The 22,453-nt window shown below is 61.7% G+C and carries 19 protein-coding genes; 8 read left to right on the top strand and 11 right to left on the bottom strand.

The genetic code is table 11. The features are described from left to right. Positions 1 to 39: 39 nt before the first annotated feature. A complete protein-coding gene (locus GGD40_RS23170; protein WP_179747018.1) occupies positions 40 to 2,301 on the bottom strand; it encodes a TonB-dependent hemoglobin/transferrin/lactoferrin family receptor in 2,262 nt (753 codons plus the stop codon). A gap of 342 nt (positions 2,302 to 2,643) precedes the next feature. Here GGD40_RS23170 and GGD40_RS23165 point away from each other — a divergent pair, with 342 nt between their 5' ends. Both GGD40_RS23165 and GGD40_RS23160 read left to right on the top strand, forming a co-directional pair. Further along, positions 2,644 to 4,620, top strand: a complete 1,977-nt coding sequence (locus GGD40_RS23165; protein ID WP_179745223.1) for an aconitase family protein — start codon at positions 2,644 to 2,646, stop codon at positions 4,618 to 4,620. Positions 4,621 to 4,828: 208 nt separating this feature from the next. Next, entirely contained in the window at positions 4,829 to 6,289 is a 1,461-nt protein-coding gene (locus GGD40_RS23160; RefSeq protein ID WP_179745222.1) for an MFS transporter, read from the top strand. A 57-nt stretch (positions 6,290 to 6,346) separates the two neighbouring features. Here GGD40_RS23160 and GGD40_RS23155 read toward each other — a convergent pair whose 3' ends face one another. Further along, on the bottom strand, positions 6,347 to 7,105 hold the full coding sequence (locus tag GGD40_RS23155; RefSeq protein WP_179745221.1) for an SDR family NAD(P)-dependent oxidoreductase: 759 nt from the start codon (positions 7,103 to 7,105) through the stop codon (positions 6,347 to 6,349). Positions 7,106 to 7,285: 180 nt separating this feature from the next. Between GGD40_RS23155 and GGD40_RS23150 the strand changes: the two genes are divergently transcribed. Beyond that, a complete protein-coding gene (locus GGD40_RS23150) occupies positions 7,286 to 8,221 on the top strand; it encodes an AraC family transcriptional regulator (RefSeq protein WP_179745220.1) in 936 nt (311 codons plus the stop codon). Positions 8,222 to 8,297: 76 nt separating this feature from the next. On the opposite strand, the gene GGD40_RS23145 is transcribed toward GGD40_RS23150, so the two are convergent. Continuing rightward, complete coding sequence (locus GGD40_RS23145; RefSeq protein WP_179747017.1) at positions 8,298 to 9,206, bottom strand: alpha/beta fold hydrolase; 909 nt, start codon at positions 9,204 to 9,206, stop codon at positions 8,298 to 8,300. 47 nt (positions 9,207 to 9,253) lie between these two features. Then, entirely contained in the window at positions 9,254 to 9,550 is a 297-nt protein-coding gene (locus GGD40_RS23140; RefSeq protein ID WP_179712711.1) for an alpha/beta fold hydrolase, read from the bottom strand. 24 nt (positions 9,551 to 9,574) lie between these two features. Between GGD40_RS23140 and GGD40_RS23135 the strand changes: the two genes are divergently transcribed. From GGD40_RS23135 to GGD40_RS23125, 3 genes are all read left to right on the top strand, one after another. Continuing rightward, the gene (locus tag GGD40_RS23135) at positions 9,575 to 9,826 is read left to right on the top strand and encodes a hypothetical protein (protein WP_218901655.1); all 252 of its coding nucleotides are present in this window, start codon (positions 9,575 to 9,577) and stop codon (positions 9,824 to 9,826) included. Then, positions 9,774 to 10,391, top strand: a complete 618-nt coding sequence (locus GGD40_RS23130) for a TetR/AcrR family transcriptional regulator (protein ID WP_306456596.1) — start codon at positions 9,774 to 9,776, stop codon at positions 10,389 to 10,391. Before GGD40_RS23135 ends, GGD40_RS23130 begins: the two co-directional genes overlap by 53 nt. 95 nt (positions 10,392 to 10,486) lie before the next feature. Continuing rightward, positions 10,487 to 11,437, top strand: a complete 951-nt coding sequence (locus tag GGD40_RS23125) for a GlxA family transcriptional regulator (protein ID WP_179712717.1) — start codon at positions 10,487 to 10,489, stop codon at positions 11,435 to 11,437. Between the two features lie 59 nt (positions 11,438 to 11,496). Here GGD40_RS23125 and GGD40_RS23120 read toward each other — a convergent pair whose 3' ends face one another. The 3 genes from GGD40_RS23120 to GGD40_RS23110 all read right to left on the bottom strand — a co-directional run bounded on the left by GGD40_RS23120 (position 11,497) and on the right by GGD40_RS23110 (position 13,863). After that, positions 11,497 to 11,979 carry a YybH family protein gene (locus tag GGD40_RS23120; protein ID WP_179745219.1) on the bottom strand — a complete coding sequence of 161 codons (483 nt, stop codon included), beginning with the start codon at positions 11,977 to 11,979 and terminating at the stop codon, positions 11,497 to 11,499. 129 nt (positions 11,980 to 12,108) lie between these two features. Further along, a complete protein-coding gene (locus GGD40_RS23115) occupies positions 12,109 to 12,963 on the bottom strand; it encodes a DJ-1/PfpI family protein (RefSeq protein WP_179745218.1) in 855 nt (284 codons plus the stop codon). Positions 12,964 to 13,116: 153 nt separating this feature from the next. Continuing rightward, a complete protein-coding gene (locus GGD40_RS23110) occupies positions 13,117 to 13,863 on the bottom strand; it encodes an SDR family oxidoreductase (RefSeq protein ID WP_179747016.1) in 747 nt (248 codons plus the stop codon). 395 nt (positions 13,864 to 14,258) lie between these two features. On the opposite strand from GGD40_RS23110, the gene GGD40_RS23105 reads away from it, so the two are divergent. Beyond that, the gene (locus tag GGD40_RS23105; protein ID WP_179745217.1) at positions 14,259 to 15,089 is read left to right on the top strand and encodes an inositol monophosphatase family protein; all 831 of its coding nucleotides are present in this window, start codon (positions 14,259 to 14,261) and stop codon (positions 15,087 to 15,089) included. 91 nt (positions 15,090 to 15,180) lie between these two features. On the opposite strand, the gene GGD40_RS23100 is transcribed toward GGD40_RS23105, so the two are convergent. Further along, on the bottom strand, positions 15,181 to 17,556 hold the full coding sequence (locus tag GGD40_RS23100; RefSeq protein WP_179745216.1) for a DNA polymerase II: 2,376 nt from the start codon (positions 17,554 to 17,556) through the stop codon (positions 15,181 to 15,183). 171 nt (positions 17,557 to 17,727) lie between these two features. Here GGD40_RS23100 and GGD40_RS23095 point away from each other — a divergent pair, with 171 nt between their 5' ends. Next, positions 17,728 to 18,153: a PRC-barrel domain-containing protein gene (locus tag GGD40_RS23095; RefSeq protein ID WP_179712727.1), complete on the top strand. Its 426-nt coding sequence runs from the start codon at positions 17,728 to 17,730 to the stop codon at positions 18,151 to 18,153. A gap of 214 nt (positions 18,154 to 18,367) precedes the next feature. On the opposite strand, the gene GGD40_RS23090 is transcribed toward GGD40_RS23095, so the two are convergent. The 3 genes from GGD40_RS23090 to GGD40_RS23080 all read right to left on the bottom strand — a co-directional run bounded on the left by GGD40_RS23090 (position 18,368) and on the right by GGD40_RS23080 (position 22,426). Beyond that, positions 18,368 to 19,378, bottom strand: a complete 1,011-nt coding sequence (locus tag GGD40_RS23090) for a DUF2891 domain-containing protein (protein ID WP_179712729.1) — start codon at positions 19,376 to 19,378, stop codon at positions 18,368 to 18,370. Positions 19,379 to 19,811: 433 nt separating this feature from the next. After that, the gene (locus GGD40_RS23085; RefSeq protein WP_179745215.1) at positions 19,812 to 21,134 is read right to left on the bottom strand and encodes an NAD(P)/FAD-dependent oxidoreductase; all 1,323 of its coding nucleotides are present in this window, start codon (positions 21,132 to 21,134) and stop codon (positions 19,812 to 19,814) included. After that, positions 21,134 to 22,426 carry an NAD(P)/FAD-dependent oxidoreductase gene (locus GGD40_RS23080; protein WP_179745214.1) on the bottom strand — a complete coding sequence of 431 codons (1,293 nt, stop codon included), beginning with the start codon at positions 22,424 to 22,426 and terminating at the stop codon, positions 21,134 to 21,136. Before GGD40_RS23080 ends, GGD40_RS23085 begins: the two co-directional genes overlap by 1 nt. Between the last annotated feature and the right edge of the window lie 27 nt (positions 22,427 to 22,453).

Genomic DNA, 22,453 nt, shown 5'->3' with positions numbered 1-22,453 from the left:
GCGGGTTGAAAGAGGGGAGGGCGGCGTGCGCGTGCTGCATCAGAAGTCGACCTTCATGCTGACCGACACGTTGCGGCCGGGGGCGGTGTAAGCGTCCTTGACCGGCGACGTTTCCGCAATGCCGCGCACGTCCGACCAGTTCCAGTACTTGCGGTCGAACAGGTTGTACACGCCGAGATACGCAACGACGTGCTTGTTGAAGCGATAGCCGCCGCGCAGGTCGACGACGAAACTCGAGCCCGGTGCGAAGCAGGTTTGCGACGCGCAGTTCTTCGGCGTGATGTCGCTGGTTTTCTTTGCGGCCTGGAACAGCAGGTCGGTTTGCACGAACCAGCGTTCGCCCGGTTCATAGCGAAGGCCGAATACGGCCGAGAACGGGTTGATGGTGTCGAGCGGCTGATTCGCGCCGGTGCCGCCTTCCACGCTCCCCTTGGTGAAGGCCATCGCGGTCTTGACCGTGAAGCCATACGGCAGCGCCCATTCCGCGCGTCCTTCGAGGCCGTGAATCGAGGCCCGCGAATAGTTGACGTACTGGAACACCGTCGGGTCGTTGGGGCGGCCGTTGCCGCTCACCGCTTGTTGCGCGATGAAGTCGCGATAACGGCCGGCGAAGATCGCCGCGCTATAGCGCAACGGGCCGAGGCCGGTGCCGAGCTTGCCGCGCAAACCGGCTTCGATGGTGTCGCTGGTTTCCGGCTTGAGGTTCGGATTGCCGATCGACGTATAGCCATACAGCGGATTCGCGAAGCTGTTGTTCACCTGATCCGGCGACGGCGCGCGGAAGCCGTGCGCGTATTGCGCGTACGGAATCAATGCGGGCGACACTTCGTACAGCACCGCGAGTCGCGGCGACAACGCGTTGTCGCTCGACGAAACCGGCTTGCCCAGATACTGCGGGTCGCCGGTTTTCGCGTTCAGCGCGTAGGTGTCGAAACGCAAACCCGGCGTGACGGTCAGGCCGCCGTAGCTGATCTGATCCTGAATGAACGCGCCGAGCAGGCGGTAATCGGTATCCGGGAACGGCTTGTTCGGAAACGCGGCTTCGCCTACGCCCGGCACGGTACCGTCGCGCAGCGCCGTCACGCGATCGAGACTGCCGTCGCCGCCATACAGCAGCTTGTGCGAGAGGATGCCCGTGCGGAAGTTGCTCTCCGCGAACGCCGAGCCGCCGAAGACACGCTCGCCGTAGTGGCTCAAACGCGTACGCGACGCCGACGAGCCACGCTTCTCATACGAGTTCTGATCCTGCCAGGCGTCCTGGTAGTACACCTGAACGTGCGCGGTCTGGAAAAACGGCGCGGCCTCGTTATTGAAGTCGTAGTCGAGGCTGTAGCGATTGCGTTCGAGCTTGTCGTTGCCGGTCAGCGCGAGCGTGGTGGGCGGGTTGATCGCCGACAGCACGTTCGTGTCGATCCGTTCGCGCACGGTTTCGGCGGTGAATTTGAAGGTGTCGTGCGCGGTCGGTTTGACGACCAGCTTGCCGAGCAGCGTTTCGGAATACGTGTCCTGCGGATTCGCCGTGGTGCGCAGCGTCGTCGCCGAATTGTTCGAGCCTTTGTTGTCCACTTCGTGGCCGCGCCGGCCGTCGGCGATCAGCATGCCCTGAATCATGTCGTTGCCGCCGGCTGCCTGCACGGTCGCGCCGAAACTGCGATCGGCCGATTCATAGCTCGGACGCACCGAGAAATAAGTCGGCTTGTTGTAGATGTCGAGCAGGTCCTGCGGGTCTTTGGTCAGGAAGTTCACCGCGCCGGTCAAGCCGTCGCTGCCATACAGCGCCGAGGCCGGGCCGCGCAGAATTTCAATGCGCTTGAGCGTGCCGAGATCCGCGTAGTCGCCGCGGCCCGATTCGAGCGGACCGAACGTGAACGAATAGGGCAGGCGGATGCCGTCTTCCATCATCAGAATGCGGTTGCCTTCGAGGCCGCGAATATTGATGCTCGAATCGTTGTCGCGACCGCCGCCCAAGGCTGCCGAGCCGGGCCGGTAAGGCGTGCGGCGCACCGTGACGCCGGGCTCGTAGCGCAGCGCATCCTTGATGTTCTCGGCTTGCTGTTCTTCGAGGTCCTGGTCGGTGATGACCGAGACGGACGCGGCCGTGCGACTCTGCGCGGACGCGGTGCGGGTGGCGGTAACGGTCACCGGATCGAGCAGTCTGCCCGACGCAAGTTGCACCGCCGACGCGGCTTGCGGTGCCTGCGCTACCTGTTGCGCGGCGGCTTTCTGAGCCGGCGTGTTATCTGCTGCGTGAGCCGACTGCGCGGCCCAAAGACCGACGACGCCAAATACGCCGGACAGCATGGTGCACAGCGGACGTCGCGCTGTATTGAGGTGATGCACGTGTGGTTCTCCCGATCAAACGAGCCCGTGAGCTGGCTGGGTGACGAGAAGCACCTGGCTGGCAGTTCGCATTAAATGCGGACCGTGTATGTGAATTGGATGGATAAAGATGAATAAAGCCTTACAAATTTATGGTAAATGAGAATTATTGTCAACTGGCCCTGCGGAATAAATTGCTGCCTCGTGCGCTGCGTGACGTGGGACGAGGATGCGCAAACCTCATGAAACGAGAGGTCTGCGTTGCTGCAACGGCACTTCGGCAGCGCTTGCGCGCGCCGTATAGTGAGCAGAAGGAGAGTGCTCATGAGCGATACGATTCGTCTGGACGGCCGCGTGCTGTTCCTGTCTCAAGACCCCGCGGTGATCGATGCGCAACTGGCCGGCGGCAACTTCACGCGCGCCAGTGCAGGGTCGCTACGCGATAACGTCTCCACCGACGAGATCACGCCCGTCACCGTGATGCTCACTTACGACGAACGTCTCGGCCAGTATCCGTACGTCGGCTTCAAGACCGGCGAGCGTCTGCCGATTGGGCGCAATGCGGTGAAAGACGGTGGCTTCCAGATCACGGTTGCGGGCAAGCGCTACGGCAAGGGTTCGTCGCGCGAATCGAGCCCGCTGGCGGAGTTGTCGGCGGGCATCCGGTTGATCGTCGCGGAGAGTTTCGAGCGCATCTACCAGCAGAATTGCGACAACATCGGCATTCTCACCACGACCGATTTCTCCGTGCTCGACCGACTGATGTCCGGCGAGACCGTGCCGATCGACGCGTTTCTCGAAGGCCGCGATGAGCTCACGCAGCAGATCATTCGCAGCGGCGGTTTGCTCGCGTATAGCAAGTTTGCGGATTGGCCCGCGCCTCGTGTGGCGGGCAGTGCCGACGCCAGCGCCAATGCCACGGCGAACGCGGACGCGCTGAGCGCCGAACCGATGACGCTGGTCGAGAAGATCATCGCGCGGCATCTGCATCCCGGCATGACGAACGCGCGGCGTGGCGACGGCGTGTTCATCGCCGCCGACTGGCGCTTCAGTCACGACTACTTCACCGGTATGTGCGCGCATCTGATGCATCGCGCGTTCGGCAAGCCCGCGCCTTTGCATGAGCCGGATCACATCGTCGCGTTTCAGGATCATCTGGTGCTCGCGGCGCAGAGCATTCCGCACGTGCGCGATGGTTTACTGCCGGGCGTCGCCAATCTGATGGAAGGGCATACGTCGTTCTCGCGCGACTACCCGGTGCGCTCGCACGGCGCGCTCGACACGCTGCCCGGCTCCGAAGGCATCTGTCATGCGCTGATGGCGGAGCAATACGCGCTGCCGGGGCAAGTGGCCTGCGGCACCGATTCGCACACACCGCATTCGGGCGCGCTCGGCTGCCTCGCATTCGGTGCGGGCGCAACGGAAATCGCCAATAGCTGGGTGACGGGCTATGTGCGCTGCAAGGTGCCGGAGACTTTGCGCATCGAGATCGACGGTGGTCTGCGCGAAGGCGTGACCGCCAAAGACGTGGTGCTCTATCTGCTGCAGATGGACGCGATCCGCTCGGGCGGCGCGATCGGCCTCGTGTTCGAATATGGCGGCGAGGCGGTGCGCGCGATGTCGGTCGACGAGCGTGCGACCTTGACGAACATGGTCGCGGAATTGGGCGGCTTCACGGGCATTGTCGAACCGGATGCGCGCACCACGGCGTTTCTGAAGGAGCGGCGCGGCGTCGATTTCAGCGTGGAAAGCTGGATGAAAAGCGATCCTGGCGCGACCTATCGCGACACGATCCGGATCGACGCGAGCCGGATCGAACCGATGCTCGCGCGCCCAGGCGACCCCGGCAACGGCATGCCGGCGCTACAACTGGAACAGGACGTCGCGATCGACATTGCCTATGGCGGTTCGTGCACCGCGGGCAAGCGCGAAGACTTCGACTACTACCACGAGGTGCTGCGCTGGGGTGTCGAGCGAGGCATTCGTGTACCGGATGGCACACGTTTGTTTCTGCAATTCGGCACCATGGCCGTGCGTATGTATTGCGAGGCGCAAGGCTATTTGCCGGTGTTCGAGCGCGCGGGCGTGACGCTCGTGATGCCGGGTTGCGGGTCGTGCGCGAATTGCGGACCGGGGCAATCCGCCGAGGCGAATGACGTGACGATCAGCGCGATTAACCGCAATTTTCCGGGGCGTTCGGGACCGGGCGACGTGTGGCTCGCCAGTCCCTACACGGTGGCGGCGAGCGCGCTGGCCGGAAAAATCACCACCTTCGAACAATTGAAGCGCGCGCGCGGCTAGAATGCTCGCCGGACCTTGCGGCCCGGCATCGTGGTGCGCGTCATGCGCGAATCAAAGGAAGGCCGGCACAAGACTGGTTTCGGCGCGCCGCAGGGCGGTGCGCCAGTATCACGTGCAATACATTGCACGGACTGGAGCAGGCGATTCGATATCCGGGTAAGCGCTCGGGGCGACACGCCGACTCCGGTCGACACAGGAGACAAACAATATGGCATCGCCCGATCACGCCGAGTCCGCTGCACAGCGCAGCCCCGACGTCGCCTCTTTTGACGCGGCCACCGCTAGCCCCGCCGCGTTGCTCGACGCCGGCAGCATTTCCGCGCGCCTCGACCGGCTTCCGGCCACGCGTTCCATCTGGAAGCTGGTCGTGCTGCTGAGCCTCGGCTTCTTCTTCGAACTCTACGATCTGCTGTACTCGGGCTATGTCGCGCCTGGCCTCGTCAAAAGCGGTTTGCTGACGGCGACCACGCATGGTCTGTTCGGCTCGACCGGGGTGGCGAGTTTCATCGCTGCGCTATTCAGCGGGCTGTTTATCGGCACGATCGCGTGCGGCTTTCTGGCGGATCGCTTCGGACGCCGTGCGGTGTTTACGTATTCGCTGCTGTGGTACACCGCGGCCAACGTCGTGATGGCGTTTCAGGAGACGGCTACCGGGCTGAACTTCTGGCGCTTCGTTGCGGGTATCGGTATCGGCGTCGAGTTGGTGACGATTGGTACTTACATCTCCGAACTGGTGCCCAAGCAGATTCGCGGGCGCGCGTTCGCTTGCGAGCAGGCCGTGGGTTTTACCGCCGTACCGGTGGTGGCGTTCCTGTCGTATCTGCTGGTGCCGCGTACCTTGCTCGGTTTGGATGGCTGGCGCTGGGTCGTATTGATCGGCGCGCACGGTGCGTTGTTCGTCTGGTGGATTCGCCGTGCGTTGCCCGAGAGTCCGCGTTGGCTCGCGCAACAAGGGCGTCTCGCCGAAGCCGACCGCGTGATGAGCGCGCTCGAAGCGAAGGTGCGCAGCGAATACGGCCGTGAATTGCCGCCGCCCGCGCCGCCGATGCCGGTGGCGCCGCGCGGCAGCTTCCGCGATATGTGGGTGCCGCCGTACCGCAACCGCACGCTGATGATGACGATCTTCAACATCTTCCAGACGGTGGGTTTTTACGGTTTCGCCAACTGGGTGCCGACGTTGCTGATCAAGCAGGGCATTACGATCACCACGAGCTTGATGTATTCGAGCGTGATTGCACTGGCTGCGCCGATTGGACCCATCATCGGGCTTTTTATCGGCGACCGCTTCGAGCGCAAGACGGTGATCGTGGTGATGGCCGGTGTGAATATTGTTTGCGGGCTGTGGTTCAGTCAGGCGTCGGGCGCGGTGTTGCTGGTGAGTCTTGGGGTTTGCCTGACGCTTGCGGGCAATATCATTTCGTATAGCTTCCATGCGTATCAGACCGAACTTTTCCCGACCAGCATTCGTGCGCGGGCGGTGGGCTTCGTGTATTCGTGGAGCCGGTTTTCGGCCATTTTTACGGCGTTCCTGATCGCGGCGGTGTTGAAGCAGTTCGGCACGACCGGTGTGTTCGTGTTTATTGCCGGCGCGATGCTGATCGTGATGCTGGCGATTGGTTTGATGGGACCGCGCACGAAGGGGCTTGAGCTGGAAGTCATCTCGAAGTAAAGGCAAAGAGACCGCCGGCCGACACCCGGCGGTCTGACGCTTTCGACGTGCTGGCGCCTAGATATGCATGCCGCCCGCGACTTCGATACGCTGCGCGTTGACCCAGCCGAAATCGTCGGACAGTAGCGCCGCAATGACGGGGCCGACGTCGTCTGCCACACCAACGCGGCCCAGCGCTGTCATATCTGCGACCGCCTTGTTGACCTGAGGATTGTCGCGGACGATCCCGCCACTGAAATCCGTCGCGATGGCGCCCGGTGCGATCACGTTGGCGACGATCCGGCGCGGGGCCAGTTCTACCGCCAGGTAGCGGGTCAAGGCTTCGACGGCCGCCTTGATCGGGCCGTAGCCGATGCGATTGGGCATGGCCACACGAGCGAGTCCCGACGAGATATTGACGATGCGGCCGCCGTCGTTGATGAGCGGAAGCAGCTTCTGCGTCAGGAACAATACACCCTTGAAATGGACCTGATAGAGCGAGTCCATCTCCGCTTCGGTGATCGTCGCGAGGCTCGCGCCGGATGAGGTGCCGGCATTGTTCACGAGGTAATCGAAACGCTCGACACCAAGTTCGGCAAGCGCTTTTCGGACTTCGTTCACAAACCCATCGAACGTGTTCGTATCGCCTACGTCGAGTTGCAGCGCGATGGCCTGGGCGCCCGATTCCGTGGTGAGCGCAACCACTTCGTCAGCGTCCGCCCGACTCGACTTGTACGTAAAGATGGCATGCACGCCCTGTTTGGCGAGACGGAGTACCGCGTTGCGGCCGATTCCGCGGCTGCCCCCGGTGACGATAGCGACTTTGTTGGCTGGCATAGGTTACTTCCCGTTAGGATCCCGTCATCTGCTGTCGACGTATGGGCTTATTATGTCGACGGCATGCCGGTGGGAGAATGCCGAAACCATCCAATTTCCTGCCTATTCCTGTCCGTTTCTGCCCGTTCCTCCCGAGCGTGCCGGAGCCAGGTGCAGGAGCGGCGTGAAAGGAGACCGGAGATGCCGGATCAGTTGGCCGAGGCGCTTCTGCGCTATACCGATCGTCAGCCTGGAGAGAGCCCGTTCATGACGGCAATCGACGGACTGGTCATCCTTCGATCAGACCACCCCAAGCAATCCGCGCACAGGATCTCCAGGCCCGCGTTATGCATCGTGGCGCAGGGTGCGAAGTGGGCGACGTTCGGCGGCAGCCGCCTGGTCTACCGTGCCGGGCAGGCTCTACTGATCGGCGTCGAGACGCCTTCGATAGGACGTGTGGTCGAGGCCAGCCCCGGTCAGCCTTGTCTCGTTCTGGCCTTCGAACTGGATCTCGCGGTCATGCGAAGTGTCGCGGATGAGCTGGATGCAATGCCTCTCGCCAGCGAGGAGGCGAGCCGCGGCATCTTCGTGACCGACTTCCAGGGACCGTTGGCCGATTGCGCGCTACGCCTCGCGCGCCTGCTCGACACGCCCAAGGCGATTTCCACGCTGGCTCCGCTCATTCTGCGGGAGATTTGCTACTGGCTTCTCACGGGGCCGCATGGCGCCGACGTTGCCAGATTGACGCTGGCAAACGGACCGTCGCACCGTGTGATCAGCGCCATGCACAGCTTGCGGAGTCGCTTCAGGGAAACGGTCCGAATTGAGGATCTTGCCGATATTGCGCAGATGAGCGCGTCGGCTTTTCATCGTCAATTCAAGGCGCTGACTTCATTGACACCGTTGCAGTATCAAAAGCAACTCCGCTTGCTCGAGGCTCGCCGATTGATGATTTCGTGTGCCGCCAATGTCGAGACGGCCTCGTTTGAGGTCGGCTATGAGAGTCCCTCGCAGTTCAGCCGTGAATATGCCCGCATGTTCGGCACGTCGCCGAAGCGTGATGCGACGGCGCGGCAGGCTACGCTTCAGGAGGACCGCGTTGAAGCGGGCGAGAGGGAATCGTCCATTGGTCGGTGAGCGCGATCGGCTTTCGGCTTTCGCCTATGTCGCCGATCCTTCACTTAAGCGGCGACGATTGCCATGGCGCCGCGAGCTATTTTGCGGACGTCGATTTGACGAACTCCGCCAGATCGTGATTGAAGCGATCGGGTTCTTCAGCGAACGACGCGTGGCCCGCGTCGGGGTACACCTTGGTCGCGATATGTGAGTTCAGCGCGGCTGCGCGAGCCAGTGTTCTGGGCGTGTCGACCAGCGCATCGTGGCCGCCATAGATAAACAGCAGAGGCACGTGCGCCTTGCTGATCCCCTCGGCGGCGAAGTCCGTCATCGTCGGGATTTCTTTCTGCATGTCCCACGAAGCCATCGCAGCATTCGCGAGCAGTCGGCTGAACGTGTCGCTATCCGGCCGATGGTTGAAACACAGTCCGACGAAAGTGCGTTCGCCGTCGAGATGCGTCTTCAGGTCCGGCGAATTCATGTCCCGATAGACGTCGGGATGGTCGACGATCTGACCCGCCGCGAGTTCGACCACGCCATCGACATACACACCACCGGCGATATGGCGATCGCCATAGGTTGCGAGGTAGTTGGATATCACGACGCCACCCAGCGACCAGCCGACTACGACGGGCTTTTTCGCATGCGAGCCTTCAATAACGGCGTCGAGGTCGTCGGCCCAATGGCGCCCGTCATGATAAGGCTCGGCGCCGGACGGCTTATCCGAGAGACCGTGACCGCGGAGATCGTACGTAATGAGCCGGTACTGGCGCAATTCTGGGCTCTGCACCTGTTCTTCCCAGTTCAGGCGACTGCCGAGCAAGCCGTGAATGAAAATGATCGGCGGACCATCTGGATTGCCGCTTTCCTGAACTGCAAGCTTGACGCCGTCCTTCGAGGTGACCATGTAGTTCGTGGGAGCCGCTATTGCGTCAGGTGTGATCGCCAACAGGCTTGCCACCGAGACTGCGGCGGTCAACAGATAATTCAGCATTCGGGTGAACATCATAAAGTCCTTAAAAAATGAACAGATTGCTTAGTAAGAATGACTAACTATTGAAGACCGAGATGGGTCATGAGCGCGGCAAGCGCATCGCCGACACGTCGCTTGGTCCATCGCGGCGACATGTCGCGGTGCCGACTGGCACCGTAGCCCGGCAGATCGGGAATGACGACCGAGTCGTGTTTCGCGAGTTCCGGAGCGAGCCTTCGCCACGCGATGTGGGTCTGCGGATAACCGCGGAGTAGCAGCAAAGGCGGACCGTCGCCGCCCATCACGCCGGCAAACCGCACATCACCGGCCTCGATGTCGATGCGCCGCAACGACGGAAAAAAGGCTGGGGAAGACATGATCTACTCCTCTAGCGCGGCGGATTGGCCGACCACGAAACCGGCGTGCTCGATCACATCCGCTGTTTCTTGCGGCATATCGATCATGAGGCCGCCGTGCGATGCACCACGCACGAGGACAAGCGTCGTGGAAGTGAAATCAGACCTGGTCATACGTGTTTATTAGCGATCGTTAAAAAACGGCATTCTGGTGGCCTTGACAGGCGTCGTCAAGTGTTTTTTAATGATCGCTATGAAACAGACGATTCCAGCGGAGAAATCCGCTTCGCCCCGTAAGACCGGCAGGCCGCGCGCTTTCGATGAAGATACCGCGGTAGAGACGGCTATGCGGCTTTTTTGGCGACATGGTTACGAAGGCGTGGGCATGAGCGAACTCACCAAGGCGATTGGTGTGGCGCCGCCTAGCCTGTACGGTGTGTTCGGCAGCAAGGCCGATTTGTACCGTCGCGCGCTCGACCGCTATTCGCAAGCGTTCAACCTGGTCGACCGGTCGGCCGTTCAGGAGGCTGATTCGCTCGCCGATGCGGTGCGCCGATTGCTGGCCGCCGCGATCGACACGGTGACCGCCGAAGAGGGCGAACGTAGTTGCATGGTGTCAAGCGGCATGCTCTGCGCGCACCCCGATCATCACGAACTGATCGCGGAACTGGCGCAGCGCCGTGACGGGATTCGGCAGGACATTGCTGCGGTACTGACGCCATGGCTGGAGGATCCTCGGCTCGCATCCACCGCACGACATCTGGCGTCCGTGCTGCTAGGGTTCTCCATCCAGGCGCGCGACGGTGCGTCGCGCGAAGAGTTGCTGGAGACCGCGGAAGACATCGCTCTGTTGTTTGAATAGGTTCGGCGCCACATCGAACACGCAATTCTCGAATGGCGCAATCTAAGGGTTCTCCGTAAAATACGTCACTCCACGTATTGTCGGTTAACTCCCTCATGACGCATCGAATTGGATTTTTCGTGTGCGATGGCCACGATGCTCTGGATCTCGGCGGACCACTTTCGGCGTTCAATCAGGTGGCAATGGCCGCCGGCCAGACTCCCTATGTTCTCCATGTCATCTCGCAGCCCGGAGGCCCGATTATCGGCAACACGGGCCTTTCTATCGAGACGAAGCCCGCGCGGAGGCGCACGTTCGACACGGTCGTATTCGTGGGCGGCGATATCGATCCGATGCAGACACCAGAGAACATCACCGCTGCCAGGCGATTGGCTGCCAACGCCTCGCGAGTGGCAAGCGTATGTACGGGCGCGTTTCTGCTGGCGGAAACCGGCTTGCTGGATGGGCGGAGAGCAACCACGCATTGGCGCTACGCTGCTCAATTGCAGTCGCGCTTTCCTCGCACCAAGGTCGAGGGCGATAGCATTTATATAGCGGACGGACGCATGTGGACATCGGCGGGGATTGCCGCGGGAATAGACCTCGCGCTCGCCATGATCGAAGCCGATATGGGCGCGACCGTTGCGCGCGCAACCGCCAGGCTTTTGGTCGTTCCGTACCGTCGGCCAGGCGGTCAGTCCCAATTCTCCGCTATGTCGCAAATGGAACCGGAGTCGGATCGCATTCGCATTGCTTTGAATTTTGCCCGAGAACATCTGGCTGAAGCGCTCCCTGTCGAGCGACTCGCCGAAGCCGCAAGATTGAGTCTGCGACAATTTGGCCGGGCATTCCGCCGGGAAACGGGCGAAACACCGGCTAAGGCGGTCGAGCGCTTGCGCGTTGAAGCCGCGCGGTTGCGCCTTCAGGATGGTAGCGAGCCGATCGAACAGATTGCTCTGGCGGTGGGATTTGCCGATCCTGAACGGATGCGGCGAGCTTTCGTCAAACTGCATGGACACCCGCCGCAATCGATCCGGCGCACGAGTAGATTGAACGCGGGGCGCTGATCCTTCAGCGACCCACTACCGTTGTCAAACCGCGCCGCGCGAGTACTTTCGCCGCACGCTCAATGGTCGTCAGATTTCAGCGGAGCGCCACCATTCCAGATGTCGCGATGCAGTTTCCAGATGCTGCCCTGCTTCAGAAAGATGAGGATCTGTTTGCCGCGAAATTTGAGCTTTCCACTGTGATCGCGGATCTCGGTATCCGAAACTTCAGTCACGATCCGATCGTCGCCATAGAACTCGGGATGGCTGAAGGAGACCGTATCCGGCTTGGCGCCAGCATAGCCCTTAGTGAAGTATTCGGTGATCGCGCTGGCCCCGATGACTCTGTCGCCCCCGGGCGGTAAGAGTGCGCCATCTTCCGTATAGAGGTGGCCTATCGCGTCATAATCCCCGCGCTGGAAGGCGTCGGCCCATCGTGCATTCTCGGCTTTAATGGCCGCCTCGGGCGGACTTTTGGGGCCACTGGACGTGGCGGACGCCGCAAAGGCGAAAAGGGAGAAGCAGGCTGCAAGGGCAGCGGCACAAAGACGAGTCTGTCGCATTGAATGAATTCGAATCCTGGCGTGAATGGGAGAGGGCCGCACCCGATTGGGCCGGCGAATCAGGCAATGTCGGATGCGGCCTTCATCGAGGCCAGCGATATGGCATCACGTACATTGCCTGCAAGTGTTTCAGCGAATGCCCGGAATGCGTGCGAGCCCTTTGGACGCACCGGGCAGTTCTTTTTCGACCATCGCAACGATTTCCGGCCGAGCGTCCCTGGGATGACCGGAATGGAACGGCGGCGCGGGATCATATTCGATCAGGAGTTGCGCGAATTCGGCGACTTGTTGACCGCGTAGCTTCGCGGCGACGCGCAGTGCGAAGTCGATACCTGCCGTAATGCCGCCGCCGCTCATGAACCGGCCGTTGTCGTCTTCGACAAAGCGCTCCGGAACGGGAATGGCGCCATATTCCTTCAGGTCGTTGATAAAGGCCCAATGGCAGGCACTCCGCTTACCCTTGAGAATGCCCGTTGCGGCTAGCACGAGCGATCCATTGCAAACCGACGTCACATATCGGGCGCCGTCCGCCAGACGCCGGATCTGCGCCTGATACGCCGGCTGCATCGGCGCTGTCAGATCGGACCCGCCGGGAACCATGATCAGATCGGCCTTGGCGATATCGGCGAGCCGTTCGGTCTTGCCATACACCACGCCATATTCCAGAGTCACGGGACCTCCCTCCAGGCTTGCGTAGCGAATATTCGTATTGGGCAGCCAGTGAAAAACCTCGCTGGGGCCGGCAAAATCGAGAAGCGTTCCGTTGGGATAAACCGCGATGACGATGTCGAACGATTCGCTCGGCGAAAGCGTCCCCGTACTCGCCGCCTCGGCGAGAGCGGGCGTGGCGCGGCCAAGTAGAGCGCCACCTCCCAGCAGGGCGCCGAGTGCGGCGATACTGCCAAGCTTGAGAACATCGCGGCGGGAAGGGCGCGTGTTGATCGGTTGCGCCGCGGAGGCGTTGTTGTCGATAGGGTCTGTCACAGTGATTTTTCCTATGCTTCGGCCCTCTCTGCATGCGCAGCCAGGTCGGAGCGGATTGAAGAGCCCCCACCACGAAAAGCGTGACGGGCGTGTTATTCGGAAGTGGGTGAAGCCGCAATGATGTGGAGGGCTCTCGAATTGGGAGCCGAAGCCTCAAAGTTGCGAGGCGCCGCCATCGACGACAAGTTCGGTGCCGACGACGTAGCGGGATTCGTCGCTGGCGAGATAGAGCGCCGCGTAGGCAATGTCCTCGGCCTTGCCCATGTGACCCACCGGAATGGTTTTGGCGAACTCGGTCTTGAGGCTGCGAATCTGTTCGTCGGGCATTCCCCATTTGCCGAGCAGGGGCGTGTCGATCGCGCCGGGCGCAATCGCGTTGAAGCGGATTTTGCGGTCGAGAAACTCATAGGACCAACTGCGCGCAAGCGACCGTACAGCGGCCTTCGCCGCTGCGGTCAACGAGATGCCATGCTTGCCGGTCTGCGCAACGAACGACGTATTGAGAATGACCGAGGCGCCCTCCCGCAAGTCCGGCAACACCGCTTGAAGCGTGAACACCACGCCTTTGACGTTGACGTCCATGATCTCGTCATAGAGTTGTGCGTCGATGTCGTTGACCGCGGACGGGAACGCCCAACCCGCATTGGCGAACACGATATCCAGGCCGCCGAACTTCTCTTTCACCTCAGCGGCAATTACCCGCATGTCTTCGATCGAACGGACGTCGCCCTTGAGAACGAGCGCATTCTCGCCAAGCTCGGCTTTCACGCGCTCAAATGCGGCCTTATCTCGACCCGTAACCGCGACACGTGCGCCTTCTGCAATGAAGAGTCTGGCCGTCGCCAGACCGATGCCGCTCGTACCGCCCGTAATCAAAGCTGACTTGTTCTTAAGTCTCATCGTTAAGTCCTTTTCTTCTGCTTCGTGATTGATCAAGCCGAAGGTTGAAAGCGCAACCGGTTTGATCTTCGAGGCAAATTATGGAAGGCGACGCGGATGGCGCAAAGGTCGTATATCCCTCAAAAAACGCCGTCTGGCGGCGCTGAAGAAACCGACGTGATCGCGGGTGTTAACCGGGCGTGGTATGCTCGGCGCCCATGTTTGCACGCGTGTGCAGGCGCAGGTAACAGAGGGGCGTCTGGAACGCAGTGCGTGCCCGTCGCGCCAGCCACAACTTTCAATTGGAACCCGGAGAGCTCTGTCGTGTGCCATGGTCTGGATCAGTTTTTCTCGCGCGAAATGCGGGTCGATTTGCCGTTCGAAGCTCACAGCCTGGCACTTGCAGGAGCGCAGGCATGACGGTCATTGAATCGCCGACACCGCTCCCGATCGACCTCGACGCCCGCTATATGCTTGCGCGCGAGATCGCCCAGCAAGCTGGTGAACGGGCATTGCAGATGTTCCGCAACCGCGCGGCGCTGGAAGTCGAGCACAAGGGCTTGCAGGACTTCGTGAGCATTGCCGATCGGGAAGTGGAAGGTATTGTCAGGACAGCCGTGAGCGAGGCGTTTCCGGCCGACGCGTTTCTCGGCGAAGAAAGCGCGGCCGGCGCGTCCGCTACGTTGTCGAGCGAGCGGGTGGTCTGGGTAGTCGATCCGATCGACGGTACAAGTTGTTTCCTGAACGGCCTGTACGCGTGGTGTGTGTCGATCGGCATTCTGGTGGACGGCGAGCCGCTTATCGGCGTGGTGTTCGATCCGAACAGCGGTGATTTGTTTCATGCCGCGCGAGGACGCGGCGCGTTTGTCGGCGAAACACCGTTAAGCGCAAGCCCGGCGTGTGACGTTCGCGAAGGCCTGGTGGGTGTGGGTTTTTCTCATCGGCTGAAGCCCGAGGCGTTCATGCCGTTTCTCGTTCGGCTTCTCGGCGACGGCGGCATGTTCATTCGCAACGGCTCGGGCGCGTTGATGCTGGCCTATGTCGCGGCGGGACGTCTGATCGGTTATTACGAGCCGCATATCAATTCGTGGGACTGCCTCGCGGGAATCGTGCTGGTGCGCGAGGCGGGCGGCACGGTGAACGATTTCCTCGCGAACGGCGGACTGTTGCGCGGTAATCCGATCATCGCCGCGGGTCGTGCGCTGTATCCGGCATTGACGGCGCTTATCGACGGGCGCGCGGACTGATTGTCCTGGCGACTCGAAGATTGGCGCGCGCTCAGGCGTCTGCGATACCAGCTGTTGATCGCATGACACCGTGCCCGATGCTAGCACTGCCTCAAAACAACTGCCTTTGCCCCGACACCAGCCTCGTAAAATCATCGCGCAGCAGCGGCAAGATTGCATCGGCAACAGGCTGCAATTGTCGCGTGAGATAGTGCTCGTAATCGATCGCCGAGCGCAGCGTTTCCAGCGGCTCTGGTCCGGCGACGGTCATCACATAGCTGATCCAGCCGCCGTTCTGGTACTGCAGCGGCCGCCCCTGGCGGCGATTGAACTCGTCGGCCACGCGCGCCGCGCGCACATGGGGCGGTACGTTGCGTTCATAGTCGCCGAGCGACCGGCGCAGGCGCTTGCGATACACCAGTTGATCGTCAAGCTTGCCCGCGAGCGTATCGCGCACGTAATCGCGTACATAGTCCTGATACGGCTGCTGTTTGAAAATGCGCCGGTAAAGCTCCTGCTGAAACTGCTGCGCAAGGGGCGTCCAATCGGTGCGTACCGTTTCGAGCCCTTTGTAGACGATGTCTTCGCTACCGTCCGGCCGGATCGTCAGACCGGCGTAGCGTTTCTTGCTGCCTTCCTCGGCGCCGCGAATGGTCGGCATGAAGAACCGCCGGTAGTGCCGCTCGAACTGCAGTTCGAGTGCGCTATCGATGCCGAACCGCGCTTGCAGATTCTCCCGCCACCACGCGTTGATATGCTCGACGATCGCGCGGCCGATGCGGCTCGCGTCTTCCTCGTCATGCGCGTGTTTGAGCCAGACAAAGGTGGAATCCGTGTCGCCGTAAATCACCTCATAGCCTTGGCCCTGAATCAACTCGCGTGTGGTGTGCATGATTTCGTGGCCGCGCATGGTGATCGACGACGCGAGACGCGGATCGAAGAAGCGGCAGCCGGTCGAACCCAACACGCCGTAAAAGGCGTTCATGATGATCTTTAACGCCTGCGAAAGCGCGGCATTGTGCTCGCGCTTCGCGACTTCGCGTCCCTGCCAGACCTGCTCGACAATCGACGGCAAACAATGGCGTGTGCGCGAAAAGCGCGCGCCGAGAAAGCCGGGCACGGATTGATCGTCGGCGGGATTCAGCATGCCTTCCACGAGGCCGACGGGGTCGATCAGAAACGTGCGGATAATCGACGGGTAAAGACTTTTGTAGTCGAGCACCAGCACCGAATCGTAGAGCCCCGGCCGTGAATCCATCACGAACCCGCCGGGGCTCGCGGCACCCGGCACGTCACCGAGATTCGGTGCGACGTAGCCTTGCCGATGCATGCGCGGCATATACAGATGCGTGAACGCCGCGACCGAGCCGCCGCTGCGATCCGCGGGCAAACCGGTCACCGTGGCGCGCTCCAGCAGAAAGCGCAACAACTCGGTCTTCGCGAAGATGCGCGTGACCAGCTCGCAATCCTTGAGGTTATAGCGCGCGAGCGCAGGCTTATCCTCGTCGAAGCGGCGCTGGATTTCATCCATGCGCTGATACGGATTGTCGATCGCCTTACCTTCGCCGAGCACCGAGCGGGAGACGTGTTCGAGACTGAACGACGGAAAACTCCACGTCGCGGAACGCAGCGCCTCGATGCCGTCGATAATCAAACGCCCTGCGGCGCCGGCAAAAAAGTGATTCTGCTTGAGACCGTGCTCGCGCCACTCCATCACCGCACCGCCGCGACCGAGCCGCAACGGCACGCGATATTGTTCGGCGTGCTGCTGCAACACCCGCAAATCGAACTGCACGAGATTCCAGCCGATGATCGCATCGGGATCATGTTTCTCCAGCCACGCGTTCAACTTTTCCAGCAACTGCGCGCGGGTTTCGCAGTATTCGAGGTCGAAGTCGAGTTCGCCCACGTTGTCGGCATTGCCGTTCGGCGGGCCCAGCATATACACCTGACGCTGCCCGCATCCTTCGAGCGCGATCGAATATAACTCGGCATGCGCGCTGGTTTCGATATCGAGCGACACCAGCTTCAAGGGCGGCCGGTAATCCGTGGCCGGTTTGAGTTCCGCATTCAGCAGCGGACCGCCGTTCTGTGCCTCGCCGCCGAACCACACCGGCGCCGTGATGAAACGCTCCATCATGTAGCGCTCGGGCGGAAAAACGTCCGCTTCGTAAACGTCGACACCGCCTTGTTTCAGGCGTTTTTCGAAGCCCGTCAATTGCCGGTATTGCGCACAGTAAAGCCCCATGACCGGCCGACGCTGAAAGTCACGCAATTCGAGTGGACGCAGATCGAGCGGCGCTTCGCGGCGTAGCACCGTTTCGGCGCGCTCGCGATGTTCGGCGGGAATGAACGCGACCGATGGTTGCGGCCGCAAGCGGATGTGACGAGGCCCACTGTCTGTTGCCAGCCAGAAATCGACTTCCGTGCCGGCGGGCGTGTCGCGCCAATGCCGGGTCAATATGAAACCCTGTTCAAGCTCAGTCAAACTGCCACCTCTAATGCGGGCGTCATCGCCGTGCATAATTTTACCGCTATGCGCAGGTCGTCCTGGCACGCTGGGTGCATCCGCATCGCGCAGTCTGTATCATCGTCCTGCAGCGATTCCTTCGGCGCGGATTCCGCGCCGGTCAAGTCTACTAAGAACGGAGTAAACGATATGACTTTGAGCAAGCTTGTGATTGCGGTCGCAGTTGCTGCAACCAGCCTGGGCGCGCAGGCGCAAGTCGCCGGCTCGCAGCCGTTGAGCGTCACGGTCGAACAATCCACCGCGCTGTTGAGCGGCTGGAGTGTGAAGAAGAGCATTCTCGGCAAGGCTGTGTACAACGATCAGAACGAGAAGATCGGTACGGTGCGCGATCTGGTGGTGGCGCCCGACGGTTCACTGTCCGCGGCCATCGTCTCCGCAGGCGGATTCCTCGGCGTGGCGTCGCATGACGTCGCGGTGCCGATCGCCGCGCTGGATATTCGCGGTGGCAATTTCTATCTGGCCGGCGCGACGAAAGACGCGTTGAAGGCAACGCCCGAGTTCCAGTACAACAAGGTTCAGGCGCCGCCGAAGCCGAAGAAGTTGACGGGCCAGTAATGCAATGAGCCGGCGTGGTCGCCGGCTGGGCGCAGCAAACGCGCCCAATCTGATGCAGTAATGGAAAAGCGGCGCTCCTGGCGCGAATCGGTAGAAGGTCGAACCGTTTCGCGCTGAGGGCGCCGCTATTTTTTTACCCGCCCGAACGGGTGATCATGCGATGGGGCTTTAATTTACTCCGACTCGCACGCCAACTCGCACCCCAACTCCGCGATCACGCTTCCAGCGCGAGCGTCGCGAACGTGCCCAGCCAATGCTCGCCCATATAGTCGCCCGCCACATGCGGCAGCGCGCTATGCAAATGCTGCTCGGCCGCCTCGAACAACACCGTGCGGCGAATGTCCCCGGTGGGCAGGGCGCGCGCCAATGAGCGCTGACACCACGCACGGCTCAGATTCAAGCCATCCAGATGCGCGATCTTGCCGTCGGTGCGATCCGTCACGGTAACGGGTTCGAACAGCGTAGCGGGTTTTTTTGCACCAATGTCCGGTAGAAAGCGCCCGAACCAGTCGACGAATTGCGCCGGCGGCAGGACGCGCCGCATCAACTCCGCTTCCATGAGCGAAGGCGACAGGAACTCGTCGCCGGCAGGCTCCCATGCCTGACAGGCCACGTCGTTCAGAAACCAGCGCTCCGCTGTGCTGACGAGCAACGCTTCAAGCGATCCACGCGAGGTTTGCCGCGCGAAATCCAGTGTGAGCGACAGCGCGAAGGCCATGTTGAAGTGCGTGCCGACCCGCAACGGATAGGTAGCCTTCGGCAGAAACTCTTCGAAACGTTCGACAAAGATCTCGGTCAGCGGCGCAAAAGTTTTCGTCCAGCGCGCGGCGTCCGAGCGTTTCAGCGATCCGAGTTGCGCGCTGAGCGCGAGCAACCACGCCCAACCATACGGACGCTCGAAACCGCGGTTATGCGCCAGATCAAGATACGCGCACTCACCGGCCACATTAGCCGCGGTGAAATGTTCATCGACCACGGCGACGATACGCGCCGCTTCCGGCAGATCGGGAAAACGCTCGAGTAGATGCAGGATCAACCAGTAGCCGTGCACGCATGAATGCCAGTCGTAACTGCCGTAAAAAATCGGGTGCAATGCACGCGGACCCTGCACGTCCTGCGGACCGTCCAGCGAGTGCGTCAGCTTGTTCGGATACTCGCGCGTGAGGTGAGCGAGCGCGAGATTGGCGAATCGGGAAGCGAGTTCGGGAGTTAGTAGAAGGGTCATCGGCGCCTCCTCAGGAGCGGCATACGAACGGACACGCCAGTATGGCGGTGACGATAAAAAATAGTAAAGCGGGCGGCCATGACGTTTTTAATCGCGCCGCGCCGGTCGACACCTGCGTAATCGCGACGCCGGCCGTCACGCAGATTAATAGCGCGAATGCGGTGAACATCAAACCTGTCAGCCCGTACAGGTAGCGCCACCCATGACGGCGAGGAAATGTAACACGATAAATTATCGATAAATAGTCAACAAAGTATGCGATGAGGGTAAACGCCGAGTCACATCGGCTTAGAGGACTGACAGCGCGCTCGCGGGTCGATCAGGGGGGATGCCGGGCTGGATGCGGTGCAGACGCAAGAAGCGCCATATACGGCGATCAGCGGGCCGTCGTTGCAACGGCCGCCGCATTATTTCTGGAGGACTTCGAAACCGCTTAGAACAGTTCGAGGATCCGGTGATACATCATGCCGAGTTCAAGCGCGGGGCCGCGCAACGCCGGGCCGCCAGGAAAGCGCGCGTGTCGTAACTGCGCAAACAGATCGAACGCCGCCGTCTCGCCGGCCATGGCCTTGGCGACGACGCGCCCGGCAATTCCCGTCAATGCCACGCCGTGCCCCGAAAAGCCCTGCACGTAGAAGTAATTCGGATCGATCGAACCGAAATCGGGCGCGCGATTGCGCGTCACGTCGACAAAACCGCCCCACGCATAGTCGACTTTCACGTCGGCGAGTTGCGGGAACACGCCGATCATGCGCTCGCGAATCTCCGCGCCGAGTTGCACCGGCGACGCGCCCGTCGAACTCGCACGTCCGCCGAACAACACGCGGTGGTCTGCCGATAGACGGAAATAGTCGAGGAAGAAGTTGTTGTCGCAGATCGCTTCGCGCTGCTGGATCAGCGCGTCGGCGCGTGCTTTGCCGAGCGGTTCCGTGGCGACGATATACGACGCGATCGGTGCGATGCGCGCCGCGATCGGCGCGGGTAGAACGTCACCGATCGTCACGTTGCCGCATGCGGCGACGAAGCGGCAGTGCACTTCGCCGCGCGCGGTTCGCACGACCGGCCGCGCGCCGCGCACCACATCGATTACCGGCGAATGCGCGAACAGTTGTGCGCCTTCGCGGCGCGCGGCATCGGCGAGACCGAGGCAGTATTTGAGCGGGTGCAGATGGCCGGAAAACGGATCGTAAACGCCGGCGAGATAACGACGCGACGCGACTCGCGAACGGATTTCATCGGTATCGAGCCACGAGAGTTTTGTGTAGCCCCAACGTTGCGACGCCGATTCCATCCACGCTCGCAAATCGGGTACACGTTTCGGTTTGGTCGCCACCGTTAAATAGCCGGCCGTGAAATCGCAGTCGATGCCATAGCGTTCAATGCGCTCGCGCACCAGCGCCACACCTTCCACCGACATGGCCCATGCGGCGCGCGCGCCGTCGAGTCCGAGCTGTTTCTCAAGGACCTCGTCTTTCGCGAAACCCACCAGCGTCTGGCCACCGTTGCGGCCCGACGCGCCCCAGCCCGGCCGGTGTGCGTCGAGCACGATCACGGAAAGGCCGCGCGCACGACACTCGAGTGCCACCGACAAACCGGCGAAACCCGCGCCGATCACGCACACGTCGGCCTCCAGCACGCCGTCGAGCGTGGGGTCGTCGGCGGCCGGACGGGGCGCGCTGGCCTCGTAGTAGGAGTTGGCGATCAGCGCGTCGGCGCGCTGGTCGAGTGTATTGAAGCCGGGAGTCGGTGCATTCATCAAAGCAGGTCCTTCATTCGATACCAGGCCATCGCGAGTACGAGGGCAGGGGTGCGCAGTGTAGCGCCGCCGGGGAAGTCGAGGTGGCGGATCTTGCCGAACAGATCGAAGCGCGACGCCTGACCGTCGATCGCCTCGGCGATCAGCTTACCGGCGAGACCGGTGGTGTTCACGCCGTGCCCGGAGAAGCCCTGCGCAAAATAAATGGTGGGCGACAGGCGCCCGAAATGCGGCGCGCGGTTCATCGTGATGTCGACGAAACCGCCCCACGCATAGTCGATTTTGACATCGTCGAGTTGCGGGAAGGTCTTCAGCATATCGCGGCGCATCGCTTCGCCGAGGTTACGCGGTGCGAACTTCGAATAGCTGACCTTACCACCCCACAGCAGGCGATTATCCGGCGCGGGCCGGAAGTAGTCGAGCACGAAGCGGCTGTCGCAGACCGCGGCTTTGGCGGGCATCAGCGCTTCGGCACGGTCGGCGTCGAGCGGTTCGGTGGCGATCACATAGGTGCCGACCGGCATGATCTTGCTCGCCACGTCCGGCGCGAGTTGGCCGAGATAGGTATTGCAGGCGAGCACGACGAACTGCGCCTGCACCTTGCCGCGCGCGGTTTCGGCCACATGTCGGCCGTTTTCTTCACGCAGCGCGGTCACGCAACTGTCTTCGAAAATCTGTACGCCGGCCTCGCGCGCCGCGCGTGCAAGACCCAGCGTGTAATTCAACGGATGCAGATGGCCGCTGTCCGCGTCGAACAGACCGCCGAGATAGCGCTGCGATTGCACGTACTGGCCGATGCCGTCGGCGTCGACATAACTGAAGCGGTCATAGCCGAAGCGGCGCCGCGCTTCGTCGCGCCATTTTTGCAGCGCATCCGTATCGCGCGGTTTGTTCGCCGCAGTCAGATAACCGATCGTCAGATCGCAATCGATCCGATGCTTCGCGATCCGCTCCTTGACGATGTCGAGCGTTTCGAGGCCCATGTCCCAGACCCGCTTCACGTCGTCCGCGGGCATGAACTTCGCGAACGTGTCGATATCGCACGCAAAGCCGCCGATCAACTGGCCGCCATTGCGACCGCTCGCCGCCCAGCCGACTTTCGACGCTTCGAGCACCGCGACCGTGTGGCCGCGTTCGGCGAGGTTCAGCGCGGTGGAAATGCCGGTCAGTCCCGCGCCGATCACGCAGACGTCGACCGTAATCGAGTCGTCCAGCGGGGGATGGCGCGTGTTGTCGTTGACTGTAGCGGCGTAGTACGAAGGTACGTGAGGCTGGTTCGAGAAGCGGAGCATAGGCAGTGTGCGGGGTAGAGTGCCTGA

The sequence above is a fragment of the Paraburkholderia bryophila genome (assembly GCF_013409255.1).
In the GTDB taxonomy this organism is placed as follows: domain Bacteria; phylum Pseudomonadota; class Gammaproteobacteria; order Burkholderiales; family Burkholderiaceae; genus Paraburkholderia.
Note: the sequence above shows the minus strand (reverse complement) of the source record. Positions and strands in the feature narration are given on the sequence as shown.